Source organism: Streptomyces sp. NBC_01508, from assembly GCF_045040315.1.
Classification (GTDB): Bacteria; Actinomycetota; Actinomycetes; order Streptomycetales; family Streptomycetaceae; genus Streptomyces.
Genome location: NZ_CP109419.1, coordinates 7,352,799 through 7,365,584, shown reverse-complemented (window position 1 = coordinate 7,365,584; position 12,786 = coordinate 7,352,799). Strand labels below are relative to the sequence as shown.

Genomic DNA, 12,786 nt, shown 5'->3' with positions numbered 1-12,786 from the left:
CTGTCGATGGGCCGCTCCGTCACACTCCGTGAGCCGCGTCCTCGATACGGCTGGTGAGCGCCCCCGCGTCCACGCCGGCCCGCTCCAGCACATCGACCGCTCGGCAGGCCCGGTCGGATGCGAGCGCGGTGAGCAGATCGAGACCGCGGGCCCGCCGCTCGCCGCGCCGCCGGGCCCGCTCGATCGCGCCTTCCATGACGGTGACGCCCGAGGGCGACCAGCCCGCGACCCCGGGAGCCGATACGACGGGGACCGCGCCCGAGTCCTCCACCGTCCCCTGCCAGCGCAGCCCGTAGCCAATGCTCCGCTGGACGAGATAGCCGAGGACACGGGCGACCTGCGGCCCGCCGTCGAACGCGGCGCGCACCTCGGGATCCGACTCCAGCAGCGAATGGAGCAGATGGGCGGTGTCGATCTGCCGGTCGCCGTCGCGGTGCGCCCTCCTGCGGGCCCCTGAGACGACGACGGCCAGCTCGGCGGAGAGTCCGGCGTCGATGTCCGCGCGGATCGATACGGCGGAGACAACGGTCGAATCGGACTGTTCGGGCAACCACGGGATAGGGCTCTGCACACTCCCACCTCATCAGCCGGCCGGTGGCGAAAGCATCCCCGGCGGGGAGCATTCGAGCATCCCACCGAAGGTGGGCACAGCGGTGCGGCGTCTCCTCCTTACGAATGAGATCCGGCCACACCGCGCCCGAGGGGCGCGCGCCGCCTTGCCTCACGCCCACGACGCAACCGCCACGCGGGGCCGCTCGTCCCTCTGGTACAACGATGCCGCGACGACCGCCGGGGGGAGATCCGATGTACTGGATGGTCGCCCTGCTCGCGGTCGACGGGCAGCAGTACGTCTACCGGGTGTACGCGCCGGCCGACGCCCTGCGCGGTGACATCTTCTGGGCCGCGTTCCACTGCCACGACGAGGGGCCGCACCCACGGGCGAGCGACCGTTTCGACTCGGCGGAGTTCTGGCGGCTCCTGCCGGCGGCCCGGACCTGACACCTGGCATGACACCCGGACATGACGAAGGGCCTCATGACGATCAAGGTGATCGTCACGAGGCCCCACAGGGCTTACACGGCCCAGGCCCTGTCCGGACCCAGTGCTGTGGCCGGGAGCGTTGACCGCGTTGCGCGGCCCGCAGGCCGCGCTTGTCCTCAATCGCCGCACGGGCTGCAATTGCAGCCCGTGCGGCGATTGAGGACGAACCGGCCCACCGGACGGACTCGGTGAACCCTTCCGGTCACAGCACCAGGCGCCCGTCACTCAGCCCTCGTCGTCGGCGAGGATCAGGTAGAGCTTCTTCCGGGCGTCGTTGATGACGGCGACAGCCTTCTGTCGCTGGTCGGCGGAGCCGGTCTTCCAGACCTGTCCGAACGCCTCCATCAGACCGAAGCCGGCCTGCCGGATCTCGTTCATCGTCTCCCAGTCGACACCGCGCCCGGCCTCTTCCCACGGGGCGTCGGGCCCCGATTCGGCCTCGGTGCGGCCGGCCTCGGTGAGGGTGAAGAGATTCTTGCCGCCCTCGCTCCGGCTGGCGATGAGACCTTCGTCCTCCAGAAGCTGGAGGGTCGGGTAGACCGAACCGGGGCTGGGGCGCCAGGCGCCTCCGCTGCGCTCGCCGATCTCCTGGATCATCTCGTAGCCGTGCATCGGCCGGTCCTTCAGCAGCGCCAGGATCGACGCGCGCACATCGCCGCGCCGTGCTCTGCCCCTGCCTCCACCGCGGCCTCGGCCGCCACCCCCGAAGGGGGGTCCGAAGTTCGGCCCGAACGGCCCGAAGGCCGCACGGCGCCCCTGGAAGTCGCCCCAACCTCGATGGCCGGGTCCGCACTGCCCATGTCCGTGATCTTGCTCGTGTCCATGTGAACGCATCGCTACGCTCCTTCCATCGTTGATCAGTCGCGAATCTATCGCGATGGGTCAACGATATATCGGAACAGTTCGTTTGGCAACCACCTTCGAGTCCAGTGCTCCCGGATTGGCCTTGGCCTGCGGCTTCCGCCCTCTTCTACGGTCAGGGGCATGCGCATCCGAATCGTCGACGCCTTCACCGACCGCCCCTTCGCCGGCAATCCCGCGGGGGTGCTTGTCCTGGAGTCCGGGCCGTTCCCCGACGACACCTGGCTCCAACGGGTCGCCAGGGAGGTGAACCTCTCGGAGACGGCGTTCGCCCATCCCCTGCCGCCCGGCGGCGACGCCGACTGGGCGCTGCGCTGGTTCACACCGGCGGCCGAGGTCGACATGTGCGGGCACGCCACACTCGCCACCGCCCACGTGCTGCACCACGCGCGACTCGCGACCGGCCCGATCCGCTTCGCCACGCGCAGCGGCGTACTCGGCGCCACGGCGCACGACGCAGGCCGTCTGACGCTCGACTTCCCGACGTCGTCGCTGACCCCGGTCACCATCCCGGACGGCGTCCCCACGGCCCTGGGCGCCGTCCCGGTCTCGGTGCACGACACCGCCGCCCACATCGGGGACCTGCTGGTGGAACTGGCCGACGAGCGGACCGTACGGGAACTGACCCCGGACATCCGGTCGATCGCCGCCCTCTCCCGGCGCGGCATCATCGTCACCGCGGCGGCCGAGGATCCGGAGCGCGGCTACGACTTCGTCTCGCGCGGCTTTTTCCCGAACGTCGGCATCGACGAGGACCCGGTCACGGGCAGCGCGCACACGGCGCTCGCCCCGTTCTGGTCGGCGCGGCTGGGCCGTACCGAACTGACGGGCCTCCAGGGCTCCGTCCGCACCGGCCTCGTCGCCACGTCACTGCGTGGCGCGCGGACCCTGCTCACCGGCCACGCGGTCACCGTCATCGACGGCGAACTCCTCGCGGCCCCCTGAAGCTCGCCGCCCCAGGTCTGCCGCTACGGCGTCGGCAGCCACCCCACATGTCCGGCGAGCAGCGCGTATCCGACGAACGCCACGATGTCGAGCAGCGCGTGCGCCACCACCAGCGGCCCGACCCGCCCCCAGCGCCGGTAGGCAAGTACGAACACCACGCCCATCACCATGTTCCCGATGAAGCCGCCGATGCCCTGGTACAGGTGGTACGACCCGCGCAGCACCGAACTGGCCACCAGGGCGGCCATCGGTGTCCACCCCAACTGCCCGAGTCTGCGCAGCAGATACCCGACGACGATGACCTCTTCGAGTACGGAGTTCTGCACGGCGGACAGGATCAGCACCGGGAACTTCCACCACACCTCGGGCAGCGATTCCGGCACCACGGTCAGATTGAACCCGGCCGCACGCGAGGCGATGTAGAAGGCGAGTCCGGCGCTGCCGATGCCGGCGGCGAGCAGCGCCCCGCGGCTGAGATCGGGCCACGGCCGGCGCCGGTCGAACCCCAGGTCGCGGAGTCCACTGCCCTCCCGGAGCAACAGATGCGCCACCAGTACCACAGGCACCAATGAGCTGGCGATGCCGAACAGTTGCCAGGCGAGATCCAGCCAGGGGCGTCCCGGCGCGTGCGAGCCGTTGAGCGTGGCCGCCTGATCGCTCAGCCCGCCGGGCCTGGTGACCGACCCGACAAAGCTGATCAGCGCCGACACTCCACTCGCCCCCAGCGAGAGCGCCAGGACGATCAGCACCTCGGACCGCAGCATCCTGCGCGACAGGCCCTTTTGGGGAAAAGAATCGGCCACGCCGCCCGCCTCCGACTGCACAGCTGCCTCCAGTTGACTAATAGCGCCTCAAGCCCCTTCCCGTCCCGCTAGGGTCTCGAATGCGGGTACGAAGATCGCGCGACAGGCCGGGGGACGGGCGTCATTCAGCAGGCCGAGGTCCCCCATTTTCCTTGTTCAGGCCAAGGAGGGGCACCACCGCCATGGAACGTCACAGCTTGCCCGACGACGGAGCGACGGACAGCACCAGGGGCCGCCGTCCGCGCCGACGCAACGTACTGATCGCCACGGCACTCGTGCTGAGCCTGGCCGCCGGAACGGGCATCGCGGCGGCGAGCGGTCTGCTGTCCTTCGCCGCCGGCTGTACGGGCTCCGCCGTACGGATCGACCTGGCGGCCTCGCCGGACATCGCCCCCGCCGTGCGGGCCGTCGCCGACGACGCCCGCAGGAACGACGTCACCTCGGACGGCCGCTGCGTCGACGTGCGGGTCGACGCCCGCGAGAACTACGAGATCGCCGACGACCTCGCCACCGGCACGAGCGCACCGGACTACGAGCTCTGGCTGCCCGACTCCGACGTATGGGTCGAGCGCGCGCAGGACGTGGGCGACGACATCGCGCTGACCCCCGCGGGCAACGCGGCGACCACACCGGTGACCCTGGCCGTGACCCCCTCCGCCGGCACGGCACTCGGCTGGCCCGAGAAGACGTACACCTGGGCGGAGTTGACCGCGTCCGCCGCCGGCCAGGACGCGGTACGGCTCGGCGCGGCCGATCCCGCCCGCAGCGCCACCGGGCTGCTCGCCTTCAGCAGCGTCGTCGCGTCCACGCGGAAGGCGGAGCCGGACAGCGACACCCAAATCGCCGCCACCGCCGAGGCGCTGGCCGGGCGCGTGTCCGCATCCGATGCCCAGGTGGTCCGGTCCCTGGCGCGCGGCACGGCGGACAGCGCGCGGGGCAACGAAGCGGTCTTCCTCACCGAACAGGCCGCGTTCACCCACAACTCCGCCGCCGGCCCCGCCGACCTCCAGCTGTTCTATCCGACGGACGCGGCCCCGGTTCTGAACTACCCGCTGAACCTCGTCAACGAGCCCGAGCTGACCACGCGGGAGAGCCGCGCCGCGATGCGGTTCATCTCTCTCCTCAACGAGCAGGGGGCCCAGCGCACGCTGGCGGAGCACGGATTCCGTACGGCCCACTCCATCGTGCCGGGCGGCCTGGTCCGTGCGGCGGGCGGTCGCGCTCCGCAGCCGTACGCCCTGACGAAGGCGGCGCCCCCGACCACGGAGATGGTCGGGGAAGCGCTCGGCATGTGGACGGTCACCGTGCAGGACGCCCGGCTGACCGTCGTCGTCGACACCTCGGACGCGATGGCGGGGCCCGTACCGGGCCGCGGCGGCGAGTCCCGGATGGACGTCACGAAAGCCTCGATGCTCCAGACGCTGGCCCGGTTCACACCGCAGGACGAGGTCGGCCTGTGGGACTTCGCGGCCGATCTCGACGGCTCCAGGGACTACCGCAAGCTGGCGGACACCGCGCCACTGGGCGAGCGGGCCAAGGACGGTGCCACGCACCGCGAAAGCCTCTCCGACGCCGTCTCCGCGCTGGCGACCGTCCCGGCGGGTTCGGCGGCGGCGACCGGTCTGTACGACACGACGCTGGCCGCCTTCAAGGAAGCCCAGTCGTCGTACGTGAGCGGCAAGTGCAACGCCGTCGTCATCCTCACCGGCGGTCCGGACACGGACGGCGCGGCGCGTACGGCCCTGATGGCCGAGCTGCGGAAGCTCGCCGACCCCAGGCGCCCGGTCCCGCTGATCGCGATCGCCGTCGGACCGGAGGCGGACCGTGCGCAGATGGACGAGGTCGCCAGGATCACCGGCGGCGCGGGCTACGAGGTGAGCGACCCGGCCGACATCCAGTCGGTGATGATCGAGGCGATCATGTCGGTGGGCACCGAGCGGTAGCCCGCCGGGCGCCCCCTCGTGTGCCGTCAGGCGCCAGGCGTCCGGCCTCGGGCGGAAAGGTCCGGCATCCGCACCGGAGCCGGGAAGCCCACCGGCCAGGTGTGCACCGGCTCGCCCTGGTGCATCAGCTCGGCGTAGCGCCGGGTCGTGGCGGCGAGCGCCGCCTCCCGGCGGAGCCCCGCCTCCCGGGCCCGGTGGTAGGTGTCCACCTGCCACGAGGCACCGTTCACGCGGCGCTCGCAGCGCCCCTCGATGACCCCGAGGTAGAAGTCGCGGTCGGCCGGTTCCACGTTCCACGCGTCGAGCCCGGCCGCCGCGAGGGGCAGCAGTTCGTCGCGGACGAGCTGGACCGCCGACACCTCGGCGACTCCGTTGCCCACGCGGCCGTTGCGCGGCCACCGGAGCCGGGCCTCGATACCGTCGCGGCACGCGGTCTCGAAGTTCCGCTCGGCGGTGGCGAACGGCAGCCGGGTCCAGACGGGCCTGGGCTCCTCGGCGAGCGCGCGCACCAGACCGTAGTAGAAGGCGGCGTTGGCGACGACGTCGGTGACGGTGGGGCCGGCGGGCAGTACCCGGTTCTCGACCCGCAGATGGGGCAGACCGTCGGCGACGTCGTACACGGGCCTGTTCCACCGGTAGACGGTGCCGTTGTGGAGGATCAGCTCCGCGAGGCGCGGCGTACCGCCGTTGTCCAGGACCTGGAGCGGATCCTCGTCGTCGCTCATCGCCAGCAGCGGCGGGAAGTAGCGCAGATTCTCCTCGAAGAGGTCGTACGCGGAGTCGATCCAGCGCTCCCCGAACCAGGTCCGGGGCCGGACACCCTGCGCCTGGAGCTCCGGCGGCCGGGTGTCGGTCGCCTGGAGGAAGAGCGGCGGCCGGGACTCGCGCCACAGCTCCTTCCCGAACAGGAAGGGCGCGTTGGCGCCGACGGCGATCTGTACGGCGGCGACGCACTGCGCGGCGTTCCACACGTCGGCGAAGCGGTCGGGGGTGACCTGGAGATGCAATTGCACGGACGTACAGGCGGCTTCGGGCGCGATCGAGGGTGAGCTGCACGTGAGCCGTTCCACCCCGTCGATGTCGAGCGCGAAGTCCTCGCCCCGCGCGGCCACCATCTGATCGTTGAGGAGTGTGTAGCGGTCCGCGTCCGAGAGGTTCGTCGAGACCACGTCATCGAGGGAGAGCGTCGGCAGAATGCCGATCATCACGATCCCGGCGTCGACCTCATTCGCTTTGCGATGGGCATATCCGAGACCCGTACGCAGTTCCTCGGCGAGCTGGTCGAGAACGCGTCCGTCGAGTCGGTGCGGGGCGATATTTACTTCCAGGTTGAACATTCCGAGTTCCGTCTGGAAATCACGACTGGCGATCCGCTCAAGTACTTCCGCATTCATCATGCGCGGCATCCCGTCGGGACCGGCGAGATTCAACTCGATCTCCAGACCCATCAGATTCCGGGGGCGATCGAACCGCTTCTCCCCCAGGAGCCGCCCCAGCACCGCGAGGCACTGCTGGAGCTTCCTGCGGTAATTCTGCCGATCGGACAGGCCGGTACCGCCCGATTCGACCTTCTCCCCCATCGGAGGATCCTTCCTTCACGTCGGCGCCCCGGCGGCCCCAGGGCATCGCTTCACGATCGATAGTGCCCAGACTGAGTGATCCATAACGCCCCGTTTGCGCGCCGCGCCCGGTAGAGTCGGCAGAACGGCCTCGCGGCACATTCCTTCGACATGGGGCCAGTGAGCAATTTCACTGTCCGCACGGTCGCGAAAAACGCCGACGAGTTTCGGCCTACCGCGCGAGCTGAATCATCCCAGGCCAGAAGCCTGCGTTCACCGTTCATCTCAGGGTTCATCGATGGCGATTACGTACGAGATGGACCGGATACGACCTTGCAGGCAATGCGTGTGACAGCTAGCAGAAACATTCTGTGAACACGCATCGTATAAACTGTGTGCGAACCAGGCAGAGAGTCGGAGCCCGGCCACGGCCTTGGGCCCTCCTCTGACCACGTCCGACCCACGCGCGCCGACAGCGACGTCTGCACCCGCACCCGCACCACCGACGCTTCACTGTGCCTACTGAGCGAGAGGCAACCCACCATGCCGCTGCATGTCCCCCTGGCTCCAGCGCCCGCCCTGCGCAGCGTCCTCGCGGCACTCGGTTCTCCCACCGCCGTGCGCGAGGCCCGTACACCCGCTCTCCGGTCCGTCCAGGGACCGCTGAGCCCCGAACTGCCCCTTCCGGTACACGTACTGGAACAGATCGCCCCGAGCAGCGACGCGCCACAGACCCGGCTGGCCGGCTGGCGCTTCCTGATCCACAGCGGCGATCGCGCCGTCGCGGCGGCCGACACGATGCTCACCCCGGACGGCTGGGCGTTCTCGCGCTTCTTCGAGGGCCCCTACATCTCCGCCACACAACGGGCGCTGCGCCAGGCCGAGACGCTGAAGTCCCCGTACCAGCCACGGCTGCTCTCCGTGCCGGGGCTCTACATGCTCACGCTCTGGCTGCATCAGGACATCGGCGCGGACGCCTCGGCCGGCGCACCCGCCCCGGCGGACCTGCTGATCCCGCTCGCTCCCGCGCCGCCGGGCATCGTGGCCCACCGGCCGCACCGTGTCGCCGACCTGCTTCCGATGATGGGTCTGCGCCTGACCTCGGGTCTCTCGGCCACCTCGGCTTCGTCCGTAGCGACCGCCCCGCTGCTGCGCACCCCCGCCTGAGCGGTGCCCGCGGTCCGTCGTCGGCCCCGTCCCGGGAGCCGCCGGCGGATCCGCCGGCGTCCGGACCGTCTCCCGGCCGCCCCACGCGCCTTACACTGCCCCGTGACCTCTCAGCGGTCACGGGGCTCTGTGTTGGCCCGCGCGGACTAGTCCGTACGGGCCACCCCGAACCACCCGAAGGGACAGCCAAGTTGGGCTGAACCGTTCGGGCGGGTGACACGTCCTTAAGCAGAGAGCAAGCGCTGCCGCGAAATCCCTGCGGATCGACGCCCGTGGGGCAACACTGGGGTACGGATCAATAGAAATCGGGGGGCGGCCATGAATCCATCGAGCCGCAGGACACTCACCACGACGCAGCGAAAGAACCCAGCCATGTGCCAGCACCAGCCAGCCTGCCCGACAGCCGACTCAGCCGACCGGGAAGCCGCCCGGCTCGCGGCTCACCACCCGGAACAGGGCTGGAGCCTGCTGTGCAACGGCGTCCTGCTCTTCGAGGACACCGGTGAGCTGCTGCCCGACGGCCAGATCATCGCTCCGCACCGGCCGTCCGGGAGCGGGCAGGTGAAGACGGCGGCCTGACGCCGTCCGTACGAAGGGGGCCGGCCCGGAGAGTTCACTCCGCACCGGCCCCGACGCATAGGTGCCGTACGTGCCGCTGTTGCCGTACGCGCCGTACGTGTCCCGCCCCGAACCGAGCCGGCCCGGGTACGCCGTCCGTCCGCGCACCGTCCGGCCCGGCGGCCGTACGCAGTCCGTCAGTTGTCGTACTCGTCCAGCGGCGGGCACGAGCACACGAGATTGCGGTCGCCGAACGCCCCGTCGATCCGGCGGACCGGCGGCCAGTACTTGTCGGCCGCCGAGACCCCGGCCGGGAAGACGGCCTCCTGACGGCTGTACGCGTGCTCCCACTCCCCGCCCAGCGCGGCGGCCGTGTGCGGGGCGTTGCGCAGCGGATTGTCGTCGGCCGGCCAATGACCGGACGCGACCTTCTCGATCTCGGCACGGATCGCGATCATCGTCTCGCAGAACCGGTCCAGTTCGGCCAGATCCTCGCTCTCGGTGGGCTCGATCATCAGCGTGCCGGCCACCGGGAACGACATCGTCGGCGCGTGGAACCCGTAGTCGATGAGCCGCTTGGCGATGTCGTCCACGCTGACGCCGGTCGCCTTCGACAGCGGACGCAGGTCCACGATGCACTCGTGGGCCACGAGCCCGTGCGGACCCGCGTACAGGACCGGGAAGTGCGGCTCCAGACGCTTGGCGATGTAGTTGGCGGCCAGGACGGCGACCTGTGTGGCGCGCTTCAGGCCCTCGCCGCCCATCAGCCGGACGTAGGCCCAGGAGATCGGCAGGATCCCCGCCGAGCCCCACGGAGCCGCGGAGATCGGCCCGACGCCCGTCGCGGGTCCCGCGGCGGGCTGGAGCGGGTGGTTGGGCAGGTACGGGGCGAGGTGGGCGCGTACGCCGACCGGGCCGACACCGGGACCGCCGCCGCCGTGCGGGATGCAGAAGGTCTTGTGCAGGTTCAGGTGCGACACGTCCGAGCCGAACCGGCCCGGCTTCGCCAGCCCCACCAGCGCGTTGAGGTTCGCGCCGTCGACGTACACCTGACCGCCGGCGTCGTGCACGGCCGCGCAGATGTCGGTGATGTGCTCCTCGAACACGCCGTGCGTGGACGGGTAGGTGACCATCAGGACGGCCAGTTCGTCGCCGTACCGCTCGATCTTGGCGTGCAGGTCCTCGACGTCGACGTCGCCGTCCTCGCGGGTCTTCACGACCACGACCTTCATGCCCGCCATGACCGCGCTCGCGGCGTTCGTACCGTGCGCGGACGACGGGATGAGGCAGACGGTGCGGCCGGTGTCGCCGTTGGCGCGGTGGTACGCCCGTACGGCCAGCAGCCCCGCCAGTTCGCCCTGGGAGCCCGCGTTGGGCTGGAGGGACACCGCGTCGTAGCCGGTGACCTCCGCCAGACGCTCCTCCAGCTCACGGATCAGCGTGAGATAGCCCCCGGCCTGATCGGCCGGCGCGAAGGGGTGCAGCGCGGCGAACTCCGGCCAGGTCACCGGCTCCATCTCGGTGGTCGCGTTGAGCTTCATGGTGCAGGAGCCGAGGGGGATCATGCCGCGGTCCAGCGCGTAGTCCCGGTCGGCGAGCCTGCGCAGATAGCGCAGCATCGCGGTCTCCGAGCGGTGCTGGTGGAAGACCGGGTGCGTGAGGTAGTCGTCGGTGCGCAGCAGGGTGTCCGGGAGCGCGTCACGGGACGCGGCGTCCAGAGTCTCGATGTCGCCCTTGACGCCGAAGGCGGTCCATACGGCGGCGAGTTGGGCCCGCCCGGTGGTCTCGTCGCAGGCGAGCGAGACGAGGTCGGCGTCGACGAGGCGGAGGTTGACCCCGCCCTCGCGGGCGGCGGCCACCACGTCGGCGGCCCGGCCCGGGACCCGTACCGTCAGCGTGTCGAAGTAGGCGTCGTGCACGACCTCGACGCCGCCGGCGCGCAGGCCGTCGGCGAGGACGGTCGCGTAGCGGTGGGTGCGCTCGGCGATCGCGCGCAGCCCGTCGGGGCCGTGGTAGACGGCGTACATTCCGGCCATCACGGCGAGCAGCACCTGGGCGGTGCAGATGTTGCTGGTGGCCTTCTCGCGCCGGATGTGCTGCTCGCGGGTCTGCAATGCCAGCCGGTACGCCTTGTTGCCGTCGGCGTCCACGGAGACCCCGACGAGCCGGCCGGGCAGGCTGCGGGCGAACTTCTCACGTACGGCCATGAATCCGGCGTGCGGTCCGCCGAAGCCCATGGGGACGCCGAACCGCTGGGTGGTGCCGACGGCGATGTCCGCGCCCAGCTCGCCGGGTGAGGTGAGCAGCGTGAGGGCCAGCAGGTCGGCGGCGACGGTGACGACGGCGCCGAGTTCGTGCGCCTGGTCGATGACGGGCTTGATGTCCCGTACGGCACCGGAGGCGCCGGGGTACTGGACGAGCACGCCGAAGACACCGCGCTCGGCGGCCTCGGCCGGAATCCCGTCGGCCAGGTCGGCGACGACGACGTCGACGCCGGCCGGCTCGGCCCGGGTGCGGATCACGGCGACGGTCTGCGGCAGCGCGTCGGCGTCGACCAGGAAGACGCCGCCCTTCACCTTGCCGACCCGGCGGGCGAGCGCCATGGCCTCGGCGGCGGCCGTGCCCTCGTCCAGCAGGGAGGCGCCGGACGTCGGCAGACCGGTCAGATCGGCCACGACGGTCTGGAAGTTGAGCAGCGCCTCCAGACGGCCCTGGGAGATCTCGGGCTGGTACGGCGTGTACGCGGTGTACCAGGCCGGGTTCTCCATCACGTTCCGCAGGATCACCGGCGGCGTGAACGTGCCGTAGTAGCCCAGACCGATCATCGGGGCGAGCACCTGGTTGCGGTCGGCGAGCGACCGCAGCTCGGCCAGCACCTCGGCCTCCGTGCGCGCGGCGGGCAGCCGCAGGGCCTCGGTGCTCTTGATCACGTCGGGCACCGCGGCGGCGGTCAGCTCGTCGAGCGAGCCGTAGCCGACCTGCGCGAGCATCTTCGCCTGCGCGGCGGCGTCGGGGCCGACATGGCGCCGCTCGAAGGGGGTGCCTCGCTCCAGCTGGGAGAGCGGCGTGCGGTGGGCTGTCATAACGGGAGGCCTCCTGGTCTGGCGCGACCTGCGAGGGGCACCGATACACGGGTGCCCGGACGGCCTCCCCCTCTGTCACATCAACCTGAGAGTTTCACCGGTCCACCGCGAGGCGGGCCGACTTTCACCGTCGGTGAGAGCCGATGCCGTCCGACACCTGCTCTGCTTTCCAGAGTGACCTCGTCCATGCGGTACGGGGGCCTGAGAGTTTCCGGGGAGGATTTGCTCCTTCGGCGCCTCCGGCAGACTCACCGGACGGCTCTCCCGCACGGGGTCGACAGCCACTGGCCAGCCTACCAGCGAGGTCTCGCCATGGAGTTCGAGTGGCCGATACCCCGGATGTGCCCTTTCGTAGGGTGAGGGAGCATGTGCGACCAGTTGGAGGGACCGTGCAGACCGACATCGATCCGCGCAGCCTGATCGGCCGCAAGGCGTACGACCGCGACGGGCACAAGATCGGCACCGTCGACGAGGTGTATCTGGACGATGCCACGGGCGTGCCGGAGTGGGCGGCGGTACGGACCGGGCTGTTCAGCCGGGACGCGTTCGTGCCTCTGGCCCCCAGCACCTACCGCAACGAGTCCCTGCACGTCCCGTACGAGCGGGGCCTGATCAAGGACGCCCCCGACTTCGGTGTCGGCCGCCATCTCTCCCCCGACCAGGAGATCCAGCTCTACCACCACTACCAACTGGCCCTCCCGGCGCCGGCGGCCCCGGAGCGCCCGCCCCACCCGGCCGACCGCGACTTCGGCCACGTGGCTGGCCACGACAATTCAGGCCCGTCCAGCGACTGAGGACGAACCGGCCGCCGGACGGACCCGGCGCT

The 12,786-nt window shown here is 70.7% G+C and carries 11 protein-coding genes and 1 riboswitch; of the genes, 6 read left to right on the top strand and 5 right to left on the bottom strand.

Annotation, left to right across the window (positions count from 1 at the left end):
- Positions 1-19: 19 nt before the first annotated feature.
- Positions 20-571, bottom strand: coding sequence for a Clp protease N-terminal domain-containing protein (locus OG700_RS33985; protein ID WP_405620352.1), 552 nt, complete (start codon positions 569-571; stop codon positions 20-22).
- A 233-nt stretch (positions 572-804) separates the two neighbouring features.
- On the opposite strand from OG700_RS33985, the gene OG700_RS33980 reads away from it, so the two are divergent.
- Positions 805-999 (top strand): hypothetical protein, encoded by a 195-nt coding sequence (locus tag OG700_RS33980; protein WP_405620350.1) that lies wholly within the window; start codon positions 805-807, stop codon positions 997-999.
- Positions 1,000-1,266: 267 nt separating this feature from the next.
- Here OG700_RS33980 and OG700_RS33975 read toward each other — a convergent pair whose 3' ends face one another.
- Positions 1,267-1,875: a PadR family transcriptional regulator gene (locus tag OG700_RS33975; RefSeq protein ID WP_405620348.1), complete on the bottom strand. Its 609-nt coding sequence runs from the start codon at positions 1,873-1,875 to the stop codon at positions 1,267-1,269.
- Between the two features lie 150 nt (positions 1,876-2,025).
- Here OG700_RS33975 and OG700_RS33970 point away from each other — a divergent pair, with 150 nt between their 5' ends.
- On the top strand, positions 2,026-2,847 hold the full coding sequence (locus OG700_RS33970; protein WP_405620346.1) for a PhzF family phenazine biosynthesis protein: 822 nt from the start codon (positions 2,026-2,028) through the stop codon (positions 2,845-2,847).
- A gap of 23 nt (positions 2,848-2,870) precedes the next feature.
- Here OG700_RS33970 and OG700_RS33965 read toward each other — a convergent pair whose 3' ends face one another.
- Positions 2,871-3,671: a CPBP family intramembrane glutamic endopeptidase gene (locus OG700_RS33965; protein WP_405620344.1), complete on the bottom strand. Its 801-nt coding sequence runs from the start codon at positions 3,669-3,671 to the stop codon at positions 2,871-2,873.
- A 161-nt stretch (positions 3,672-3,832) separates the two neighbouring features.
- Between OG700_RS33965 and OG700_RS33960 the strand changes: the two genes are divergently transcribed.
- Complete coding sequence (locus tag OG700_RS33960) at positions 3,833-5,593, top strand: substrate-binding domain-containing protein (protein WP_405620342.1); 1,761 nt, start codon at positions 3,833-3,835, stop codon at positions 5,591-5,593.
- A 26-nt stretch (positions 5,594-5,619) separates the two neighbouring features.
- Here OG700_RS33960 and OG700_RS33955 read toward each other — a convergent pair whose 3' ends face one another.
- On the bottom strand, positions 5,620-7,173 hold the full coding sequence (locus OG700_RS33955; protein WP_405620340.1) for a glutamate--cysteine ligase: 1,554 nt from the start codon (positions 7,171-7,173) through the stop codon (positions 5,620-5,622).
- Between the two features lie 522 nt (positions 7,174-7,695).
- On the opposite strand from OG700_RS33955, the gene OG700_RS33950 reads away from it, so the two are divergent.
- Positions 7,696-8,319: a hypothetical protein gene (locus tag OG700_RS33950; RefSeq protein ID WP_405620338.1), complete on the top strand. Its 624-nt coding sequence runs from the start codon at positions 7,696-7,698 to the stop codon at positions 8,317-8,319.
- Between the two features lie 372 nt (positions 8,320-8,691).
- Complete coding sequence (locus tag OG700_RS33945) at positions 8,692-8,898, top strand: DUF5999 family protein (protein ID WP_405620336.1); 207 nt, start codon at positions 8,692-8,694, stop codon at positions 8,896-8,898.
- Positions 8,899-9,074: 176 nt separating this feature from the next.
- On the opposite strand, the gene gcvP is transcribed toward OG700_RS33945, so the two are convergent.
- Positions 9,075-11,960 (bottom strand): aminomethyl-transferring glycine dehydrogenase, encoded by a 2,886-nt coding sequence (gcvP, locus tag OG700_RS33940; RefSeq protein ID WP_405620334.1) that lies wholly within the window; start codon positions 11,958-11,960, stop codon positions 9,075-9,077.
- 179 nt (positions 11,961-12,139) lie between these two features.
- A riboswitch (glycine riboswitch) is annotated at positions 12,140-12,237 on the bottom strand.
- Between the two features lie 112 nt (positions 12,238-12,349).
- On the opposite strand from gcvP, the gene OG700_RS33935 reads away from it, so the two are divergent.
- Entirely contained in the window at positions 12,350-12,754 is a 405-nt protein-coding gene (locus OG700_RS33935; RefSeq protein ID WP_405620332.1) for a PRC-barrel domain-containing protein, read from the top strand.
- Positions 12,755-12,786 lie beyond the last annotated feature (32 nt).

What these genes read in the sequence shown, in the direction of transcription:
- OG700_RS33945 (WP_405620336.1), top strand. Translation starts at nt 8,692, where the DNA reads ATGTGCCAGCACCAGCCAGCCTGCCCGACAGCCGACTCAGCCGACCGG.
- OG700_RS33960 (WP_405620342.1), top strand. Translation starts at nt 3,833, where the DNA reads ATGGAACGTCACAGCTTGCCCGACGACGGAGCGACGGACAGCACCAGG.
- OG700_RS33950 (WP_405620338.1), top strand. Translation starts at nt 7,696, where the DNA reads ATGCCGCTGCATGTCCCCCTGGCTCCAGCGCCCGCCCTGCGCAGCGTC.
- OG700_RS33980 (WP_405620350.1), top strand. Translation starts at nt 805, where the DNA reads ATGTACTGGATGGTCGCCCTGCTCGCGGTCGACGGGCAGCAGTACGTC.
- gcvP (WP_405620334.1), bottom strand. Translation starts at nt 11,960, where the DNA reads ATGACAGCCCACCGCACGCCGCTCTCCCAGCTGGAGCGAGGCACCCCC.
- OG700_RS33975 (WP_405620348.1), bottom strand. Translation starts at nt 1,875, where the DNA reads ATGCGTTCACATGGACACGAGCAAGATCACGGACATGGGCAGTGCGGA.
- OG700_RS33955 (WP_405620340.1), bottom strand. Translation starts at nt 7,173, where the DNA reads ATGGGGGAGAAGGTCGAATCGGGCGGTACCGGCCTGTCCGATCGGCAG.
- OG700_RS33970 (WP_405620346.1), top strand. Translation starts at nt 2,026, where the DNA reads ATGCGCATCCGAATCGTCGACGCCTTCACCGACCGCCCCTTCGCCGGC.